Source organism: Pseudoalteromonas apostichopi (assembly GCF_030297135.1).
Lineage (GTDB): Bacteria > Pseudomonadota > Gammaproteobacteria > Enterobacterales > Alteromonadaceae > Pseudoalteromonas > Pseudoalteromonas apostichopi.
In genome coordinates this window covers 2114109-2133857 of sequence record NZ_AP028065.1, presented here as the reverse complement: position 1 = coordinate 2133857, position 19749 = coordinate 2114109, and the positions used below count along the sequence as shown (strand labels likewise).

The window sequence follows — 19749 nt, the reverse complement described above, 5'->3', positions numbered from 1 at the left end:
TCATGCCCACATATTTTATTTTCTCTTGGATTCGCTAGGAGTCGCTAGAATCCATTTAGGGGAAAGGTCAGCGTTGCCGGATGAAATAGCGCCCTTGGGGAAGGAACGCTTCCAAGACATGATGCAACAAAAGGAGTTTGGTCTTTTCAGGTTTTCAGTGATAGTACTGAGCCAGTCATTTCTATTTCCCCGACCTTTTCTCAAAGACTAACAGGTTAAGCCAGTAAGCACTCGCAAATGCTCGCCATAGTCCACTTTTTGCAGCTGTGTGTAATTCAGCTCATACCCTGTTAGAGAGCTAACAAAGCTTGCAGCTTGATCAGGTGTGCGACCTAACATTAACTGAAATGTTGTTAGTGCTTTTACATATTCGTCGGCCACTAGCCCATCAGATGTGAAAAATTTGTCTTTTTTCCATTCTGCCTCTGTCTCAAGTCTAATGTTTATCTTGGAAGCACTACTCAAGCTTTGATGGGCTTGGCTAGATAGCAGGAAAGATGGCTCGAATAGATGTCTTTTTTGCACATATGACTTTCTCAAAGGTGATGACGTAAAAGAAGCAATCGCTATGTTATCAGCGATTGCAGAGTTTGATGGTGAAGCAGACTTAGATATCTACAAGCGGGTCGCACCACTTGATAGTGGCGGAATTGAAATCGATGTTTGCGACAATGATGGTACTCGGATCCGTGTTGAAAATGGCGAAGTATTCGAGATTACTAGTGGCTCTGAATGTATATATCAACGAATGGAGAACTCTCTGGCACTGCCTAGCGTTGCAGAAGAAGATGATTTCACACTACTCGAAAAGTACGTCAGATTAACTGATATAGACTTTTACCTGTTGATCGGGTGGATGACTTATACCTTAGCGACGCCGAAGCACAAGCATGCTGGTTTCCCCATACTAGTGATAATTGCGAGTCCGGGCGCGGGAAAAAGCTTTTTCTGTAAGACTATTCTGAGGACTTTTGTCGATCCGGTTACAAACCCTATCGGTATTTTTACTAAAACGGTCAACGATATGGCAATATCACGGCAAAATGCACACTTGCTGATCTACGATAACATCCGTGAATTCGACTCCAATTGGTCAGATCATCCCTGTAATGCTGCAACAGGAGGCGCTATAAGTGGTCGCGCTTTATATACCAATGCTCAGGAGTTTACCTTGTCTCTTTTAGGGCCCACGGTACTCAATTCTATTCACCCACTGATTAAAGAAGGTGACTGTGCTACACGCACCCTGACTTTTCAATTGGAACCGATGCCTGAAGAAGAGCGGAAAGATGAAATGACCTTGAGCAAGGAAATAATGGCTGAGAAATCCATCATCTTTACGGGGTTACTGCAGTTGATTGCTGATATATTAGCTGTAATTGATGATGTAGATGTGTGTCATGCATCTCGTATGATGCAGTTCTCGCGCTGGTTAGCAGCAATGGAAATTTGCCTCGCTCTAGAGCCTGGAGTGCTACAAAAGGCATATTTGGATAATATCAATACCAGTATGCTGGAAGCATTAATTGAGGACCCATTATCTAATGCTGTGTTGGAGTTTGCAGCAAAACACAAGGAACCTGATCTATGGGTAGGAACTCCTTCTCGTCTACTTCTAGCGCTTTCCGAAGGTCAAAGGCCAAATGTATTACGAAGCACAAAACATTGGCCACAAACGCCTATTTCTCTAGGTAAGCGACTACCAGCTATAGAAAAGTCACTTGAGGCACAGGGGGTGATCTTGGTGTTGGGAGAACGCGGTAAAAATAGGAGAATTACTCTGGGTATGAAAGCTATTGAGTCTACCGAAAGTTGATTTGGCTTGAATCGTCGACCTGACGGTTGTTACGTCGGGTCGTCGTGTTCATGAGGCTTTTTTTACCGAGATATTTAGCTGTATTATTAATACTCAGTACGGTTGAAATTCCTCATGTTGAATAATTAAAAGAAAATTACTCGTTGCTAGTTAATAACTTCTTGCTTATATTTGGCTAATGCTAGTATTTTTAGCCAATTGAGCTTGTAAAAGCAGCTCTGTTACACTATCAACGTTGTATTTACTACAAATTGTATGCATAGCTCTATTCTCGACGTGAAATTTTTCGTTTAAACCAAATAATTCTACCGTATTTTTTCCCTTATTTGAGCTTCTCAATACACACAGTAAACCACTCTCATCCAAAGAAAGGTATCGCTGTCTGTGGTCCAAATAAGGGTGGATTATATTAAATGTACATGCGTTATAATTATTTGAATAGGCTAAAATAGTATTGATATCACCTTTATAATCAGTGCTATTACAAAGATCACAGGCTAATACTAAATTTTCAGCTTCAAAAGTAAATTCTTTATACCTACTTTTAGGTGCAATGTGCTCCCTTTGAATTTTACGGGATGCTTTTTCTCCTAATCTATAGGTAAATTTGAAACCGCAGTAATAGCAGTATCCATTTTGGATTTGCTCTAGTTCAATTTTAATCTTGGTAATTAAAGCGTCTCTGTCTTTTCTGCGAACACCTGTCGAATTTACAGATCCGCTCCAAATCTCTTGGTGAGTAAGGTTGGAGTTTATCAAAGTATCAACCCAATTCTGTTCAATTGCTGTATAGGTTATTGATCGTGGCAATATGTCGATCATATTAAAAATATCGCGCATATTAATCCTCTAGTTCTTCATATAATTTATTTGCTTTAGAAATGATTGGAAAAAGAGGATCTTTATCTCCTATATTAAATCTTCTAACCCTCCGTATTGCATCGATGAAATCTGCATGATCATCTTTTGGTGATGCAACATAATCAATTATTATTCGAAGATCTAATTCAAAGTACTTGTTTCTTAAAGCTGTTACCCCGAAAACTCTGTAAAGTATGTTTTCAGGAGACCAACCAAAGGGATCTATTTCTAACTCCTCTATTTGAACTTTCCTAGAGTGCGAACTTGGTGACATATTCAGTATCATCGACTCTTCGGCATTAACATTAGAGATTAAAAAATGCGAATGCGTAGCAATAATCGAATGACAATTAGTGTATTTAGATAAAGCTAGATCCAATATCGAAATGAAATCCATTTGCCAATTAGGATGTAGGCTAATTTCAGGTTCATCAATTAAGATAACCGAGTTGTTTTCTATATTGGCAATGATGGATAAAAATATTTTCAATATGTTATATTCACCAGAGCTGGCTTGATTCATGTCATGTCCATTGGAAGAAAACAGTGCTAACTCTGATACTGATAAAATATTGAGGTTTAACAGTTTCTCAATAACATCTAGAAAGGTTACTTTTAGACTAAATTGAGTGCGGTCTTCCAGCTTTACGTCAATTGGATAGTTGTTTTTGTTGTTTTCTAATTCACGTACTACCCTCGAGATGATATCTTTGCTTTTACTATAAAAAGTATTATCAAAAATAGTTTCAAATTTATCGCTTGCTTCTCTACTACTTTCGTCACCAAACAATAACGTTTTAAAATCGCTGAAAGCTCTTCCTTTCGTAAGGATAGCTTTGAAGTTTTCTGAGAAATTAAGCGTTTGTAATACATTGGCTGCCGAAAGGGTTTTAGTTTTATCTTTGTATATAGTAAAGAGGTGAAGCAATAACTCTTCTCTTAGATTCGAAAAGAAAATGTTGTTTGATGCAGTTTTGAGTCCTAAGTAGACATACTCTTCTGACTTTCTCACCCCTTTTTTTGAGACAAATGGAAATCTATCTTGAGGAGTGCTGGTAACAGCAAGTAATTTGGCTATAGGAAGGGAAACTTGCTTGCTATCTGAATTTATAGATATGACGTTATTATCTGAATATAGATTCATCTCATATTCATAATCAATATCTTTTTTAGACTTGGTTTTATCTTCTGAAAATTCGATGGTGAGGGCGTCTGCTATACAGCGCAACAAGTTGCTTTTCCCCGTTCCATTGGGTCCAATGACTACAGTCTTAAAATTTCCTTTTTCTTTTGTTTTCCTAGCAAGTGGAATTTCAATATCACCGAAAACATCATGGCTGGCCAGGTTAAGTCCTTGTAACTTCAATGTACACTCTTGTTTAGTATAAAAGTTTTCTTATTTATATCATCAAGAGATGTACTTCTCAAAGAATAACTACATGTAAAATTTACAATTACGGATGAAATTTGTTGTGTTTAAATTGTGATTTAGCTAAATTAGCTAAATTATATAAGAAGGGGCTGTTTATGTCTGAAATTGAAATATTTGAGGAAATCAAGCAGGTTCTAGCTAGTTCTCCGAGAAATCAATACACAATGGAGTTACACCTTCAAATGATTAAATTTGCAGATGAATTAAAAAACATTACTGCAAAAGAGTTTTGTCAGGGTGTTGGGCTTCAACCTAGTTTAGGAACAGAGTTTAGCAAAATGAGGAACTTAACTAACAGGCTAAAAAGTGCGGGCTTGGACGTTAGCAAAATATAATCTTCGAATTACAAACTTTTATGGAATTATAATGGCAATTAAAAAATCAGAACTATATTCATCGCTATGGGCCAGCTGCGATGAGCTCAGGGGGGGCATGGATGCAAGTCAGTATAAAGACTATGTGCTTTTTATGCTGTTTGTGAAATACATCAGTGATAAGTACTCAGGCCAACCTTTCGCCCCTATTACTATACCGGAAGGTGCAAGCTTCGCTGATATGGTAGCACTTAAGGGTAAACCGACTATTGGTGATGATATCAACAAGAAAATCGTCGCTCCACTTGCAAATGCCAATAAGCTTTCTCGAACAGCATTGCCTGATTTTGATGATGTAGAAAAACTTGGAAATGCAAAAGAAAAAGTCGAACGCCTAACTAACCTAGTAGCCATTTTTGAAAACAAGGCGTTAGATTTTAGTAAGAATCGAGCCGAAGGGGATGATATCTTAGGTGACGCTTATGAGTATTTAATGCGTCACTTTGCAACTGAATCTGGAAAGAGTAAGGGTCAGTTCTACACTCCTGCAGAAGTCAGTCGGATCATGGCTAAAATTATTGGTATTGATAAGGCGAGTACTTCCGCAATTACCACTGTTTATGACCCTACGTGTGGCTCAGGTTCCTTATTGTTGAAAGTTGCAGATGAGGCTAAAACGGCTGTAACTTTGTATGGTCAGGAAAAAGACAATGCGACAAGTGCCTTGGCACACATGAACATGATCCTGCATAACAACCCTACTGCAGAGATAAAGCAAGGAAATACTTTAGCCAACCCTCGTTTTCCTGAAGATGAAGATCAAATGAAGCAGTTTGATTTTGTTGTTGCAAACCCTCCATTCAGTGATAAACGCTGGGGTAATGGTGTTGACACCGAAAAAGACCCATACGATCGGTTCGAAAGTTATGGTGTTCCACCGAATAAGAACGGTGACTATGCATACCTGCTACACATTATCCGAAGTCTAAGAAGTCAAGGTAAAGGCGCATGTATTTTACCACACGGCGTATTATTTCGCGGTAAGACTGAAGCCGATATACGTGAGGCGTTAATTCGAAAAGGCTATATCAAGGGCATCATTGGTTTACCCGCTAACCTTTTCTACGGTACTGGCATCCCTGCATGTATTATTTTAATTGATAAAGAAGCAGCTAATGCTCGTAAAGGTATTTTTATAATTGATGCAGGTAAAGGCTTCATCAAAGACGGAAACAAAAACCGTCTTCGTGAAATGGATATTCATCGCATTGTAGACGTCTTCAACAAACAGCTTGTTATTCCAGGCTACAGTAAAATGGTTTCGTTTACCGAGATCGAAAAGAACGAATTTAACCTCAACATTCCTCGTTATATCGATGGTTCTGTAACTGAAGATATTCAAGATATTGAAGCACATTTGTTGGGGGATATACCTAAAGTAGACGTGGATGGTGAAGAGTCTAGTCTAAAACCATACTGGGAAGTTTTTCCCGAATTACGTCGCGCATTATTTAGCAATGCCGAGCGAAGTGATAGCTACTTGGCATTACAGGTAGGGACGCTAGAAATTAAGCAAGCAATATTTGAACATGCTGAGTTTAAGGCTTTTACTGCGCAAATGAATTCGGTCTTTGGAAGTTGGCGTGAAAATACCCAAAAGTTCCTTAAAGCTATGCAACCGGGATGCCATCCCAAAGATGTGATCTATGATATTTCTGAGGATTTGCTAGAGAGTTACACCGATAGGCCATTAGTTGATAAGTATGATGTCTATCAACACCTAATGAACTATTGGTATGAAATCATGCAGGATGATTGTTACCTGATAGCAGCACCGCTAGAAGTTGGTGGTGGTTGGCAAGCGTCAACTTATCGTATTGAGGAAGAGAAAAAGAATAAAAAAGGAGAAGTAACTAAAACCGTAGATAAAGGCTGGACTTGTGATTTAGTGCCTAAATACTTAGTGATTAACCGTTATTTTGCGGAAGAGCAACAACACATCAATGCGCTGAAGACACAGCAAGAAACTGAACAAAGTTTGTTAGATGAATTGGTCGAAAAGCATAGTGGCGAAGAAGGTGCCCTTAACGGTGTTGGTACTAAAGCAGAAGCTAACGTAGCGTTGCAGGATTATATTGACCTAGCCTGGGAAAGTTTAGAACACACCAGTTACGTTACCTATAAGGCGTTGTGCAGTACAGTAGCGAAACAGGAGCAACAGCTTACCGAACTAAAACACAGCCCATGGCTGAGCAATTTGAAGAATGCTAAAGGCAATGTGACACAAAAGGCAATAAAAGATCGTATCGAAGGAATAACTTTTGAATCCGAAGAATTTGCAGTAATTGAGCGGTATTTAGGATTAGATAAGTCTATTAAACAGGGCAAAAAAGATATTAAAGTCATGCAGGTTCCTATTTTAGCTCTTGTAGAAAAGGCGCTAGTTCAAACACCTGATGCTGAATTTATGACTGAGATAAAGATTCTACAGCAATACCTTAGCTTAACAGAACAAATAGCTGCGACGAAAAAAGCGGTTAAGGAAAAAGAGCTTGCGTTAGATGAAGTCTTACTTGAGTTTTACCCTACTTTAGATGAAGAGCAAATCAAGCAACTGGTGGTCGAAGATAAGTGGTTGGCAACTATTGATAGTGATGTTCATAGTGAGCTGGACCGCTTAAGTGAACGCTTGACTAACCGCATCAAGGAGTTAGCAGAACGCTATGAAAGTGCTATGCCTGCGCAAACTAAGCAAGTTAAAGTGCTAGAGGATGCTGTCGCTGGTCACTTGCATAAGATGGGGTTTGTATGGAACTAAAAAAGGGTTACAAATATACAGATGCGGGTATTATTCCATCAGACTGGAGTGACAAAAAGTTAGAAGAACTTACTGCTGTAATAATTGATGGAACTCACCATACACCAAAGTATACCAGTTATGGCATACCATTTTTGAGAGTCACAGATATTCAGAGCAATGTTATTGATACGGAAAAGCTTAAGTTTATTTCCATAGAGGAACATCGTGAACTCATTAAACGTGCAAAGCCAGAACATGGTGATTTACTGCTCTCAAAAAATGGCACGATTGGCATATCTAAGGTGGTTGACTGGGATTGGGAATTTTCAATATTTGTTAGTTTAGCTCTTATAAAAGTTCGAAAGAGTAAAGTAGACGTCAACTTCTTAGAGCAAGTGTTTCGTTCGAACATAATTTCTGATCAAATTAGCCGGCGTTCAAAACAAGGTACAGTCACTAATTTACATCTTGAAGAGATTCGAGAATTTGATATACCACTCCCCCCAACTAAAAGTGAACAATCGGCAATTGCAAAAGCTTTAACAGATATGGATGAGTTGGTTCACTCGCTTGAAAAGTTAATCGAGAAAAAGCAGCTAATCAAACTAGGTGCCATGCAAAAGTTATTAAATCCATTTGATGAGGATGGTGAGCTGAAGGATGGTTGGAGCCAAGTAAGTTATGACGAAGCATTTACTTTCTTATCTACTGCCACATATTCGCGTTCTGATTTAGGTGGTGATGGTGCTTTATATATCCATTATGGCGATATTCATACTAAGTTTGGCACTCATGTTGACCTAAACAGTGAACCTGTACCTGCACTAGACATAGATAAAGTAGCAGCTTATGCCAAGTTGAAAGATGGAGATCTGATCATGGCTGACGCCTCTGAGGATTACGACGGAATTGGTAAGAGCTTTGAAGTTTCGGGTGTCGGTGAAAAGGTAGTTATTGCCGGGTTACATACTTTTTTAATGAGACCTAAAGGTGACCATTTTATTGATGGTTTCAAAGGTTTTATTCATGAAATAGTGTATGTCAAATCTCAGTTAAATCAGAAAGCGACAGGTTTAAAAGTTTATGGTGTATCTAAAAATACATTGAAGGATATATTGATCCCATACCCTTGTGAAACAATGCAGAGACAAGTTGTCGATGCTCTCAGAGATATTGACTGCGAGATTCTAGCTTTAAGTAATAAGTTAGAAAAGAATAAAAAGCTAAAACAAGGCATGATGCAGGCATTGCTTACTGGTCAAATTCGCTTAGAAAAGCCAGAACAAATGGAGACGTAATGGATTCTTCAGGTGCAATAAATAAATCAGAACGAGTAACGCAGAATCGTGTAGTTAAACTATTCCAAAATGAGCTAGGGTATACCTATTTAGGTGACTGGCGAGATAGGTCAAACAACCAGAATATTGAACAGAGTTACCTTCGTAAGTTTCTGGAAAATCGAGGGCATTCGGATGAACAAATCAACCGAGTATTGTCTGAGCTAGAAGCGAAAGCCAATGAACATGGCCAGAGTTTGTATCATAACAATAAGGTAGTATATGAGCTGCTTCGTTTTGGTGTGCCAGTAAAGTTTGAAGCCGGTGTTCCAACAGAAACGATTCAAGTAATTAATTGGAATGCGCCTGAAGAAAATGATTTTTATATTGCCGAAGAAGTAACTGTATTTGGCGAGCGAGAAAAGCGCCCGGATGTTGTTCTTTATGTTAATGGTATTGCTATCGCGGTTTTGGAGTTAAAAAACAGCAGAAAGGACTTGGCTGAAGGTATTCGTCAAAATATCACTAACCAACAAGATCAGTTCATTCAACAGTTCTTTACTACTGTTCAGTTCGTTTTTGCGGGTAATGACTCGCAGGGGCTTCGGTATGGCACCATAGGTACTGGTGAGAAGTATTTCCTAAGTTGGAAGGAAGATGGGCAAGATAATGAAGGTTATAAGCTCGATAAATATCTGAATAAGATGTGTACCAAGCAACGCATCATTGAATTGATGTTTGATTTTGTGTTGTTTGATGCGGGAGTTAAAAAGTTACCTAGGGTTCATCAATATTTCGGTATTAAGGCTTCTCAAGAGCATATTCGCCGAAAAGAAGGGGGTATTATATGGCATACGCAAGGTAGTGGCAAAAGTATCACTATGGTGCTGTTAGCTAAATGGATTTTAGAAAATAACCCTCATGCCCGAGTGTTAGTTGTAACTGATCGTGACGAACTTGATAAACAAATCGAGCGCGTGTTTAAAGATGCGGGAGAATCTATCAGTCGCACTTCCAGCGGTCGAGATTTTATGCGATTGCTAGGTGAAGCAAAGCCTCGATTACTTTGTTCCCTAGTTCACAAATTTGCACCTAAAGATCCAAACCTAAAAGACAATAAGAAATTTGAGGCTTTTATTAAAGAGCTAGAATCATCTACTGGCCATGCTGTCGGTGAGTTGTTTGTATTTGTTGATGAGTGTCATCGTACTCAAAGTGGCAGACTACACAAGGTTATGAAAGCGTTACTTCCTAGCGCACTGTTTATTGGTTTTACCGGAACACCATTACTTAAAAAAGACAAAGCAACCAGCCTTGAAGTATTTGGAAAGTACATTCACACATACAAGTTTAACGAAGCCGTTGAAGATGGCGTAGTTCTTGATTTAGTTTACGAAGCGCGAGATATCGACCAGAGAATTAGCTCTCAGAAAAGAATCGATAAGTGGTTTGCTGCGGCAACTAAAGGTTTGAACGAATTCCAGCAAGCAGAGTTGAAGAAGAAATGGGGTACCATGCAAAATGTCCTCAGTTCCAAGTCTCGCATGAATAAGGTTGTTGCCGACATTATTTTTGACTTTGCGGATAAGCCTCGCCTAAGTAGCCAATCCGGTAATGCTATTTTGGTCGCATCAAGTATTTTTGAGGCATGTAAATACTATGAGATATTCCAATCAACTAACCTTAAAGGTAAATGTGCGATAGTTACTTCTTACAGTCCTCAGTCTAAAGATATATCAACAGAAGATACGGGAGCTAACACAGAAACCGATAAGGAATATATCTTTAAGACTTATGCCGAGCTACTTAAAGATGTTAAACCAAAGCCCCAAATGAGTAAGACAGAGACGTATGAGGAGCATGTAAAGCAGCTATTTACGGAGGAGCCTGCCAACATGAAGCTGCTTATTGTTGTAGACAAATTACTAACTGGTTTTGATGCACCAAGCTGTACTTATTTATACATTGATAAATCCATGCAAGATCACGGGCTTTTTCAGGCTATTTGTCGTGTAAATAGGCTTGATGGTGAAGACAAAGAATTTGGCTACATCATCGACTATAAAGATCTATTCAGTAAGGTTGAGAATGCTGTTGCAGTCTACACCAATGAGTTGGATTACGATGACTTTAATGCTGAAGACTGTAACATTCTGTTGAAAGATAGGTTAGAAGCTGCAAAGGAAAGATTAGATAACGCACTAGAAGAGTTAGAATTACTTTGTGAGCCGGTTAAACCTCCAAAAGGTGATTTACAACACATCCATTATTTTTGTGGAAACACAGAAATTCCTGAGGAACTTAAAGCCACAGAGCTGTTAAGACATACGCTTTATAAAGCGATAGTCGCTTTTATACGCGCATACGCCAACATTGCTGATGAAATGATTGAAGCAAGTTACAGCGATAAAGAAGCAGGCCATATCAAAAGCCGGATGGATCATTATCTTAAACTTCGTGAAATCATTAAAAACGCGAGTGGGGAAATCATTGATTTGAAAGCGTACGAAGCGGATATGCGACACCTGATTGATAACTACATTCAGGCTGATTATTCTGAAGTGATATCCCCTTTTGGTGATATGCCTTTGATTGAAGTCATTGTGAATAGTGGAATTGCCGAAGCAATTAATGGGTTACCAAGCGGAATAAAGGGCAGTAATGAAGCAGTAGCGGAGACTATTGAAAACAATGTTCGTAGCAAAATTCTTAAGGACCACTTGCTAGATCCTGCCTATTTCGACGAAATGTCGAAACTCCTTGATGAAATTATTAAGCTACACAAGCAAAAGGCTATCGACTATCAAGAGTATTTAAAGAAAGTAGCAGAGCTAGCGAAGAAAGTAGCGGCAGGTAAAGAAGATAAAACGCCTGATTCGTTAGATACTCCTAGTAAGAGAGCGTTATGGAATAATCTTGATAAAGATGAATCACTCGCTATTCAGGTTGATACTGCTGTTATGGTGAGTAGAAGTGACGGCTGGCGTGGTAATATAGCTAAGGAAAATCTAATTAAACAAGCTATCTACAAAGTATTGAACGATATTGAAGAGGTAGAGCGTCTGTTTGCCATAATTAAGCAGCAGCCAAGTTACTGATATGGCAGAGATTCAGTTAGGTGATATTCCTATTGAGATTGTTCAAAAGAATATCAAAAACGTCCATTTGAGTGTCCATCCGCCAAATGGGCGCGTGAGAGTTTCCGCACCTCTTGGTATGGAAATCGATACTATTCGAGTCTTTGTTATCTCAAAACTCTCTTGGGTGAAGCAGCAGCAAAAGAAGTTTATTAATCAACAACGTGAAGCGCCGCGAGAGTTTATCGAGCGAGAAAGTCACTATTTTCAGGGTAAACGCTATCAGCTAAGAGTTAAGTATGTAGATGCCAAACCAAGTGTTTCAGTGAACCATAAATATATAGTGCTTGAAACTAGGCGTGAAAGCTCTCCAGAACAAAGAAGTAAAATACTCAATGAATGGTATCGTCTTCGATTAAAGTCGGCAATTCCAGAGCTGATTAAGCAATACGAGAAAATTATGCAGGTTTCCGTTGCTGAATTTGGTGTGAAAAAAATGAAAACTAAGTGGGGAACTTGCAACCCTGCGGCTCAACGTATCTGGCTGAACCTAGAGCTTGCAAAAAAGCCTCCTGAGTGTTTAGAGTACATAGTGGTGCATGAGATGACACACTTGATCGAGCCAACTCACAACAAGAGATTCACATCATTAATGGACTTATTTTTGCCTAAGTGGCGACTATATAAGGATGAGCTTAACAAACTCCCCGTCAGACATGAAAACTGGAGTTATTAAGCGACAAGTCGTCGGGTCAATCCACTATACAAACATATATAAGAAATCTGAGATCCAGCTTTCCATAGTTTTTTGGGTCTAAACATTTCAAACAAGTAATTGGAGCCAGAAGGTTACTGGCTCAATTCACTTTTATTTTTCCCATTATTCTTTTCGCCGGTCAGCTTCTTGTCCGGCGTTTTTGTTTATGGAGTTTCTTATGTACCCAACGAGATTCAAATTTAACAAACGTCAGATAGATAGCTTGCCGGCAACCCCAGAGGGAAACCGAGTATTCAGATGAAGCATGTACTGGATTACGTCTTATAGTTAATCGGCAAGGACGTAAACGATTTTTGTTTCGTTATACTTTCTTAGGCCGCAAGAGAAGCATCCAACTCGGCGAGTATGGTCCTATTGATGTTAATTCTGCCCGAATGAAAATTGCTGAATACAAACGGCAGTTAGCTGACGATATAGATCCTAAGCAGCAGCGAGATGAAGCCAGGGCAATCTTAAACTTTTACGAGTTTGCTGAGCAGCATTACATGCCCTATTCCAAGGCTAACAAACGCAGCTTTAGAGGCGATCAGTCTATCCTTGATAACCATATGTATCCAATGTGGCAGGATAGGCGGTTAACTGAGATTACAAAGCATGATATTCAACGTTTTCTGGATAAGATGCTTGAAGATCATATGCCAGCAACGGTCAATCGGATGCTAAGCCTAGCACACCGTATGTTTAAGTTGACGATTGAGTGGAACTTTGCCCCACAACCTTTCATCAATCCGGCTGCTGGGGTTCGCAAACTTAAAGAAAACAATCGGCGTGAAAGGTATCTGACTAAGGAAGAGCTGGATAACTTCATTGCTGCTTGCGATGCAGAACCATCTCGTACACCTACAAATGCACTCAAGCTAGCCGTGCTTTCGGGTATGCGCATCGGTGAAATCCTTTCTGCTCGTTGGTCAAACTTAGAGGTAGTCGATGGTAAAGGTAGTTTATTCTTACCTCATACTAAATCAGGTTTTTCCAGGACAGTGGTGTTAAACGATGCTGCATTGAAAACGATATTGGAGCAAAAGCCATTTCGTAAGAAGGGCAACACTTTTATCTTTCCAGGGAAGATGAAAGGTCAGCATATTCATCACCCGAAAAAAGCATTTGCCCGCATCAAGGCTTCAGCAGGAGGCTTGGTTGATTTGCGAATACACGATCTTCGGCACAGTTTCGCCAGCATGTTAATTAACTCTGGTGCAACTCTATACGAAACCCAGCATTTATTAGGGCATCATAATCCCCAAACAACAACTCGGTATGCCCACCTATCAACCGATAGGTTGCGTGAAGTGACAGGTCAAATAGCTTTGCTGGTTGAGGTGGATTAAGTAGCGCACCAACCTTGTGATCAGACACATATCAGATTAATGGTTATTAATATTTAGCCGGTTCCTCTTTTTAGGGGAACCGGCTTTTCTATTTTAGGAAAACGAATATGTATGTAATTACTGAATTGTCGGGAGATATTGCTCTATTAATCCCAGTAAAGATCAAAGATGAAGTAATAAGTTTGCTAGTTGAACCTTTCGACGATGAGGCTGAGGCCAAACAGTTCTGGCAGGAGTACGGCAATACTTTTTGCATTTTACTCTCTGACGATAATGATAAAGGCATATTAGCTACACTGAGTGAACAAGAACAGTTGCATTATGCTTAAATGAAAAACCTCGCTGATTATTCAGGTTAAACAACAATGGCCACACCGTTGCCATTAATATAAGCGCTAACCATTTCGATAATGTTAAACCTATAGGTGCTGGCAATAGTTGCACTAGCCCAGGCAAAATAGCGAACAGTGTCATTAGTAAGAAAAGTTTAAACGGCGCCTTTTTAAATAGCCCCCAACCTTCTTTTAACCAAAGAGCAGCATCACTAAATGGTGCATTCGTTGAATCAAGTTTTAGCGTATTCACAGTTGATGTTGTAGTCGTCATGAGCTTGTCCTTTTCGTAAAAATAGATACATAAGACACTGCCTATCGCTACCACCGAATAGAACAACTTCGTGTCATTTGCAGCTATAGACGAGACAAACTCAAAAAACCTGACAAAATATTTTTAAAAAATTAAAAATAATTTTATTTGGTTGAATTTTAAGGATAAAAACATGGATGGAACAAAAGTGGAACAAAACTGTTAAAGATTGGTGTAAAGCGTTGATTTACATGTTTTAATATAAAGAAAATGGTGGCCCCTCCCAGACTTGAACTGGGGACCTAACGATTATGAGTCGTGTGCTCTAACCAACTGAGCTAAGGGGCCAATGTATTAGCGAAAGCTAAATTTTTGATGCGTTTAGCAGGTTTAACTGACTAAAGCGGGATGCAGTATAAAAAGTTTTTGTAACCTTGTCACTAGCAAAACCCTTTATTTTAACAATCACTAATTCAATTGCTCAAATAGTAAACTTTTTGTTTTTACAACAACCTTAAAGCATGCCGATTAGTTTCTAGCTTCCGACATTGTTCTAGATCAAATAGCTAGATCAGTAAACTCGTTAAAATAGCCGCTCAATCAATTGCGGAGTGCTGACTGTGATAAATTTACCAAGCTGGGATCAATCTCTGATCAACAAGTACAATATTTCTGGGCCTCGATATACATCTTACCCAACGGCATTGTCTTTAGCTGATGGTTATAACCAACAAGATATGATTAACGCGATTGCAGCGTCGAAAAGCCGTTCTTTATCGCTGTATATCCATATCCCTTTTTGCAGTCAGCTTTGTTATTACTGTGGCTGTAACAAGGTGATCACACGTCATCAATCCAAAGCCGATTTATACCTAGATAATTTAGCGCTTGAGATTGCTGAGCAAGCAACGCTTTTTGCTGATTATAAAGTTGAGCAACTGCATTTAGGAGGTGGTACGCCAACTTTTTTATCGGCAGAACAAATGAGCCGCTTAATGACGTTAGTTGAACAGCACTTTAATTTTGCTGATGATGCCGAGCGTGGTATTGAGATTGACCCTCGTTCTTTAGCTGATGGCATGCTAGTTCACCTACGTAAGCTTGGCTTCAATCGTGTCTCGTTTGGAATTCAAGATTTCAATGATGATGTGCAACTGGCGGTTAATCGTCCACAAAGCGTGCAATCTGTAAAAGGCTTGATTAGTGAAGCTCGTGAGCTTGGCTTTAAATCTATTAATGCCGATATGATTTACGGTTTACCTTTGCAAACGCCTGAGAGCTTCAAAGAGACGATTGCACAGCTTATTGAACTAAACCCCGATCGCGTTTCGGTATTTAACTATGCTCACTTACCAGATAGATTCGCAGCACAGCGCAAGATTAAAGACGCTGACTTACCATCTGCTGGCGATAAGCTCACTATGTTCAAAAATACACTTGAGCAGATGTTAGCGGCGGGTTATCAGTTTATCGGTATGGACCACTTTGCCCGTAAAGACAATGAACTGGCAATTGCGCAAAACGCAGGTCAATTACATCGTAATTTCCAAGGTTACACAACGCATGGACAGTGTGACTTATTAGGTTTAGGCGTGTCGTCTATTTCGCAAATTGGCAATGCTATTTTACAAAACGAAAAAGAGTTAAAGCACTATTACAAAGCTGTGCAAGAAGGGTTTGGCAGTGCAGTATGTAAAGGTGTCGCTCTAACTGATGACGATACTTTACGTGCCGCAGTAATCAAACAATTGATCTGCCAGTTTGAGCTTGATATTCCAGCAATCGAAGAACAATTTAATATCAACTTCGCTAGCTACTTCTGTGAGGCACTAAAAGCACTCGACCCACTGCTTGCTGATGGCTTGGTGACTGTTAGCCAAGATAAGATCACAGTAACAGCCCGCGGTAATTTATTTATTCGTATTATTTGTATGTGCTTTGATGCGCACCTACAACAACAAATCAAGCAAACTCGTTTCTCACGAGTTATCTAGCCCAACAAAAAGCAGAGCCTAGGCTCTGCTTTTTATTTTGCTTAAATCACAACTTCTGCTTAATTGAATACTACGTTTTCGCTGCCTGGCGCGGCTTTAAACTCTTCAATTATGCGGGCGCAATCTGCTTTAATCTCATCGCTATGCTGCTCTTCAGCACGCCAGCGAACGGTGTCCATTTTGAAAACCTCTTTTTTAGAGTATTTCTTTCGAGCATCGTGCGTTGGCATATCTTTTACGACTTCGTACATTTTAAAGATGCCAGGGTAACGCTCACTTAACTCAAACTCTTCTGCAAAGCTGTATTGAGAGATCAGCACCCAAATGCGTAAGCAGCCTTCAGAGAACTCACATTGCTCTTCATTCATTGCACGGGCAATTAAATGAATGCTATCGGCTAACTTTGCATTACGTTTTGCTTTTGATGCTGCAAGCTTTTGTTCATGCTCAGCTTGCTTCTTGGCTATAAGCTTATTTTGCTCTTTTAGTTTATAAAGAAGTTGTCCTGCATAAAACGCAAGCCCTGCGATAATTGCCGCACCAATTACTATGGCAATAATCAAGGTTGTGCTCATCACTCATCCTCATCTTCGTCATCAAACCATTCGTTGGCTAAGTCATCTGATAAGTACTTATCGAAGTCAGACTCACCTTCATCGAATGAATCATCTTCAAAGTCATCTTCGTACTCGTCTTCATCTTCAATACCTAATAGCTCGCATAATGCCTGATGACGAGCAATACGACTATTAAAGTACTTAGCATCTTTACCAGTTAATAACTCGCCACGCTCATGACGCTCAACCAACTTCAGTAGACGCTCGTCATTTTCTAGCGCTTCTAACTCTTGCTCTGGCGTTAATTCAGGCTCAGCCACTTTTTTAAGCTCAACCATTGGTTTCAAGTTGCGTTTCATTTCAACTTTCGGCTCGGCCTTAGGGGCAACTAAAGAAATAGGCTTTTTACTACCAACACGCTTATCTTTCGGTTGATTGTTCGCAGCTGCGTTTTCTGCGCTTAGTACATCAGGTGCATTTCGAGACCCTGGTTTAGCGCCTTTGGTCTTTTTAACTCGCTGCTCTTTTAACGCGCGCATTTCTTTAAGCTTTTCTTTGCTTAAACGTACAGGACCATTTGATGGAATTTTACGCGACTTTTTCTTTCTACTCATATCTTGATCATCTCACTTAAGAGGTTGTGCACAACGCCTTTGTGGCATTGTAATGCTGGCATAACCAGAAGAATTCGATGTGCGGATGTGGTTGGTCAACTTGACGAACTGCGCACTTTTTATACTTTTAGTACAAACGGTGGCTATTGTAACAGGACAAATAAAAAGGCGGTAGAGAAAACATCTCTACCGCCTACTAATCTGAGCGCCAATTATCTGGACACTTCTCCCTTCGACTTTTTAGTCTTTATTATTTTTATTATTATTGTTTATCCATTTTGTTATTTTTTTAACCTTCCGTGTAGCATTCCATTTTGTTTTTATTATTAAACTTCCATGAGCTTTTATTATTCTCGGTCAATCCTGACGCTTTTTTGTTATTTCCTTTAGGACACCTAACCAGTGTCAACCCCTAAAGACTTGCCGCAATCACTTTCCTTATTACATTGTCCATGTTGTTTTGATGTCTCAGCGACAGTGGTTAATTTACTCATTAATAATTTTGTTACAACTAATTTATATAATTTTTCTTACAGATAAGATATTGCAACAAGTGCAATCCATTTAATAACAAAGAGTTATGCTAAAAATAGAAATAAAAATAGGATTTAGCTTACAGCTCACTATGGACAATGTCTCACACGAGAGTAGGAGATTTCGACATGTGTTAAATACAAAAAAAGCAGCTTGCGCTGCTTTTTTCACACTAATCACATATTAATACGGAGTATTTCTATCCGCAATCAGACTTTAGTGTAAGCCACCTAAGTATTTTGAAAGTACTTCGATGTCTTTATCTGTTAGCTTTTTAGCGATATCTTGCATCATACCGTTTAAGTCGTTATTACGCGTACCATCACGGAACTTTTCAAGTTGTGACTTGATGTATTCTGGATGTTGGAACGAAACTTTCGGAAATTTTGCTAGTGATGTACCGTTGCCACGTGGACCGTGACACGCAGCACATGCTGGAATACCGCGCTCAGCATCACCGGCTTTATAAAGCTGTTGACCCACTTCCACTACATCTTTAGGTGTTGTACCTTCAGACATATTTAAAGAAGAGAAGTAAGCAGCTAGGTCTTTCATGTCTTGATCGCTAAGCGGCATAGCCATACCACTCATTACTGGATCCATACGACCTTCTTTGCCTCCAGATGTCATACCTAATTTAAACTCTTGTAATTGTTTATAGATATAATCTGCGTGTTGGCCTGCAATTTTAGGGTAGATATTAACCGGTGCATTACCGTCTGGGCCGTGACAAGCCGCACACGTTGCCGATTTCTCTTTACCTGCGTTTACATCGCCATCAAATGCTGTTGCGTTGCTTGCTGACAACGTACCAAGCAATATAGTTAAAGATAGTGCTATTTTTTTCATGGTGAATTCTCTGTTTCCGACCCTGTATCATCTACAATATGGATGTTGTGATTTCTATATTCTACACGATAATAAATTCTCTGGCACGTTTTCTGCCCACATTAAGCTCATAATTTATAGGGATTTGACTTAGATTAAGTTTCTACTTAGTAATTTTCCTAATTTAAAGCCAATTTAGCACGCTTAAATACGCTTTTGAATGCTGCTTTAATAGTATAAAATACGTGCCTTAAGTGGAAATTAGCCACTGCTTGTTATTTTTTATAAAAGACTAGGAGAGCCTGTGCTCAAATCTCGTATCAAATACAACACTGCGTCCTTTGTTACCAGCGCACCTGATATCTCACGCTTACCTGCTGATACGGGGATTGAAGTCGCGTTTGCTGGTCGCTCTAATGCTGGTAAATCAAGTGCTCTAAACACTTTGACTGATCAAAAGTTAGCTCGAACTTCTAAAACACCAGGTCGTACTCAGCTGATCAATACCTTTGAACTTGATGCCGATAAACGCCTTATCGACTTACCGGGTTACGGTTTCGCTAAAGTACCTATCGAAATGAAGAAAAAATGGCAAAAGTCGCTAGGTGAATACTTACAAAAGCGTCAAAGCTTAAAAGGTATCGTTGTTTTAATGGATATTCGCCATCCGTTAAAAGATTTAGACCGTGACTTAATCGACTGGGCCGTTGGTAGTGAAATTCCAGTGCTGGCACTATTAACTAAAGCCGACAAACTCAAACAAGGCGCACGTAAAGCGCAAGTTTTACAAGTTCGCCGTGAGTTAAGTAGCTTAGATGGTGATATTACAGTTCATGCCTTCTCTTCATTAAAAGGCACAGGCTTACCTGAAGTTGCTAAAAAGCTAGATGAGTGGTTTTTAGGACCCATTGAAGTTGAAGCTCCTGAGTCTGACGAACAACCAGAAGCTTAATC

General features: G+C 39.4%; 17 protein-coding genes and 1 tRNA gene. 10 read left to right on the top strand and 8 right to left on the bottom strand.

Translation table 11 applies throughout. The features are described from left to right. Positions 1–207: 207 nt before the first annotated feature. Positions 208–525, bottom strand: a complete 318-nt coding sequence (locus QUE86_RS09530; RefSeq protein WP_286256840.1) for a hypothetical protein — start codon at positions 523–525, stop codon at positions 208–210. Positions 526–568: 43 nt separating this feature from the next. Here QUE86_RS09530 and QUE86_RS09525 point away from each other — a divergent pair, with 43 nt between their 5' ends. Beyond that, positions 569–1816, top strand: a complete 1248-nt coding sequence (locus QUE86_RS09525) for an AICE element replication initiation protein (RefSeq protein WP_286256838.1) — start codon at positions 569–571, stop codon at positions 1814–1816. 165 nt (positions 1817–1981) lie between these two features. Here the strand turns inward: QUE86_RS09525 and QUE86_RS09520 are convergent, their stop codons facing one another. Together QUE86_RS09520 and QUE86_RS09515 are read right to left on the bottom strand one after the other, a co-directional pair. After that, positions 1982–2656: an HNH endonuclease gene (locus tag QUE86_RS09520; RefSeq protein WP_286256836.1), complete on the bottom strand. Its 675-nt coding sequence runs from the start codon at positions 2654–2656 to the stop codon at positions 1982–1984. A 1-nt stretch (position 2657) separates the two neighbouring features. Beyond that, the gene (locus QUE86_RS09515) at positions 2658–4043 is read right to left on the bottom strand and encodes an AAA family ATPase (protein WP_286256834.1); all 1386 of its coding nucleotides are present in this window, start codon (positions 4041–4043) and stop codon (positions 2658–2660) included. A 161-nt stretch (positions 4044–4204) separates the two neighbouring features. Between QUE86_RS09515 and QUE86_RS09510 the strand changes: the two genes are divergently transcribed. The 7 genes from QUE86_RS09510 to QUE86_RS09480 all read left to right on the top strand — a co-directional run bounded on the left by QUE86_RS09510 (position 4205) and on the right by QUE86_RS09480 (position 14012). After that, positions 4205–4444: an HTH-like domain-containing protein gene (locus QUE86_RS09510; RefSeq protein WP_286256832.1), complete on the top strand. Its 240-nt coding sequence runs from the start codon at positions 4205–4207 to the stop codon at positions 4442–4444. Positions 4445–4475: 31 nt separating this feature from the next. Next, positions 4476–7241 (top strand): type I restriction-modification system subunit M, encoded by a 2766-nt coding sequence (locus QUE86_RS09505; protein WP_286256830.1) that lies wholly within the window; start codon positions 4476–4478, stop codon positions 7239–7241. Beyond that, on the top strand, positions 7232–8521 hold the full coding sequence (locus QUE86_RS09500) for a restriction endonuclease subunit S (protein WP_286256828.1): 1290 nt from the start codon (positions 7232–7234) through the stop codon (positions 8519–8521). The genes QUE86_RS09505 and QUE86_RS09500 overlap by 10 nt, the downstream gene beginning before the upstream one ends. Beyond that, positions 8521–11598, top strand: coding sequence for a type I restriction endonuclease subunit R (locus QUE86_RS09495; RefSeq protein ID WP_286256826.1), 3078 nt, complete (start codon positions 8521–8523; stop codon positions 11596–11598). The genes QUE86_RS09500 and QUE86_RS09495 overlap by 1 nt, the downstream gene beginning before the upstream one ends. A gap of 1 nt (position 11599) precedes the next feature. Then, positions 11600–12313, top strand: a complete 714-nt coding sequence (locus QUE86_RS09490; protein ID WP_286256824.1) for a M48 family metallopeptidase — start codon at positions 11600–11602, stop codon at positions 12311–12313. Between the two features lie 239 nt (positions 12314–12552). After that, positions 12553–13683, top strand: coding sequence for a site-specific integrase (locus tag QUE86_RS09485; protein ID WP_353506592.1), 1131 nt, complete (start codon positions 12553–12555; stop codon positions 13681–13683). 107 nt (positions 13684–13790) lie between these two features. Further along, complete coding sequence (locus tag QUE86_RS09480) at positions 13791–14012, top strand: hypothetical protein (RefSeq protein WP_286256822.1); 222 nt, start codon at positions 13791–13793, stop codon at positions 14010–14012. On the opposite strand, the gene QUE86_RS09475 is transcribed toward QUE86_RS09480, so the two are convergent. Together QUE86_RS09475 and QUE86_RS09470 are read right to left on the bottom strand one after the other, a co-directional pair. Continuing rightward, positions 13975–14289, bottom strand: a complete 315-nt coding sequence (locus QUE86_RS09475) for a hypothetical protein (RefSeq protein WP_286256821.1) — start codon at positions 14287–14289, stop codon at positions 13975–13977. The two genes, QUE86_RS09480 and QUE86_RS09475, sit on opposite strands and share 38 nt — an antisense overlap. Before the next feature lie 250 nt (positions 14290–14539). Then, positions 14540–14616: transfer RNA gene (locus tag QUE86_RS09470), tRNA-Ile, on the bottom strand. A 272-nt stretch (positions 14617–14888) separates the two neighbouring features. Between QUE86_RS09470 and hemN the strand changes: the two genes are divergently transcribed. Continuing rightward, positions 14889–16262, top strand: coding sequence for an oxygen-independent coproporphyrinogen III oxidase (gene hemN / locus QUE86_RS09465; RefSeq protein WP_178926534.1), 1374 nt, complete (start codon positions 14889–14891; stop codon positions 16260–16262). A gap of 59 nt (positions 16263–16321) precedes the next feature. Here the strand turns inward: hemN and QUE86_RS09460 are convergent, their stop codons facing one another. From QUE86_RS09460 to QUE86_RS09450, 3 genes are all read right to left on the bottom strand, one after another. Further along, entirely contained in the window at positions 16322–16837 is a 516-nt protein-coding gene (locus QUE86_RS09460; RefSeq protein WP_130049869.1) for a DUF2489 domain-containing protein, read from the bottom strand. Beyond that, on the bottom strand, positions 16837–17433 hold the full coding sequence (gene yihI, locus QUE86_RS09455; protein WP_286256820.1) for a Der GTPase-activating protein YihI: 597 nt from the start codon (positions 17431–17433) through the stop codon (positions 16837–16839). The genes QUE86_RS09460 and yihI overlap by 1 nt, the downstream gene beginning before the upstream one ends. A gap of 750 nt (positions 17434–18183) precedes the next feature. Continuing rightward, positions 18184–18816: a c-type cytochrome gene (locus tag QUE86_RS09450; RefSeq protein WP_054561153.1), complete on the bottom strand. Its 633-nt coding sequence runs from the start codon at positions 18814–18816 to the stop codon at positions 18184–18186. 283 nt (positions 18817–19099) lie between these two features. On the opposite strand from QUE86_RS09450, the gene yihA reads away from it, so the two are divergent. Further along, entirely contained in the window at positions 19100–19747 is a 648-nt protein-coding gene (yihA, locus tag QUE86_RS09445; protein ID WP_130049872.1) for a ribosome biogenesis GTP-binding protein YihA/YsxC, read from the top strand. The last annotated feature ends 2 nt before the right edge of the window (positions 19748–19749 follow it).

Bases quoted from the DNA above. Each gene is read 5' to 3' on its own strand.
- QUE86_RS09460 (WP_130049869.1), bottom strand. From the start codon at position 16,837: ATGAGCACAACCTTGATTATTGCCATAGTAATTGGTGCGGCAATTATC.
- QUE86_RS09520 (WP_286256836.1), bottom strand. From the start codon at position 2,656: ATGCGCGATATTTTTAATATGATCGACATATTGCCACGATCAATAACC.
- QUE86_RS09495 (WP_286256826.1), top strand. From the start codon at position 8,521: ATGGATTCTTCAGGTGCAATAAATAAATCAGAACGAGTAACGCAGAAT.
- QUE86_RS09480 (WP_286256822.1), top strand. From the start codon at position 13,791: ATGTATGTAATTACTGAATTGTCGGGAGATATTGCTCTATTAATCCCA.
- QUE86_RS09525 (WP_286256838.1), top strand. From the start codon at position 569: ATGTTATCAGCGATTGCAGAGTTTGATGGTGAAGCAGACTTAGATATC.
- yihI (WP_286256820.1), bottom strand. From the start codon at position 17,433: ATGAGTAGAAAGAAAAAGTCGCGTAAAATTCCATCAAATGGTCCTGTA.
- QUE86_RS09500 (WP_286256828.1), top strand. From the start codon at position 7,232: ATGGAACTAAAAAAGGGTTACAAATATACAGATGCGGGTATTATTCCA.
- QUE86_RS09490 (WP_286256824.1), top strand. From the start codon at position 11,600: ATGGCAGAGATTCAGTTAGGTGATATTCCTATTGAGATTGTTCAAAAG.
- QUE86_RS09475 (WP_286256821.1), bottom strand. From the start codon at position 14,289: ATGACGACTACAACATCAACTGTGAATACGCTAAAACTTGATTCAACG.
- QUE86_RS09510 (WP_286256832.1), top strand. From the start codon at position 4,205: ATGTCTGAAATTGAAATATTTGAGGAAATCAAGCAGGTTCTAGCTAGT.
- QUE86_RS09505 (WP_286256830.1), top strand. From the start codon at position 4,476: ATGGCAATTAAAAAATCAGAACTATATTCATCGCTATGGGCCAGCTGC.
- QUE86_RS09450 (WP_054561153.1), bottom strand. From the start codon at position 18,816: ATGAAAAAAATAGCACTATCTTTAACTATATTGCTTGGTACGTTGTCA.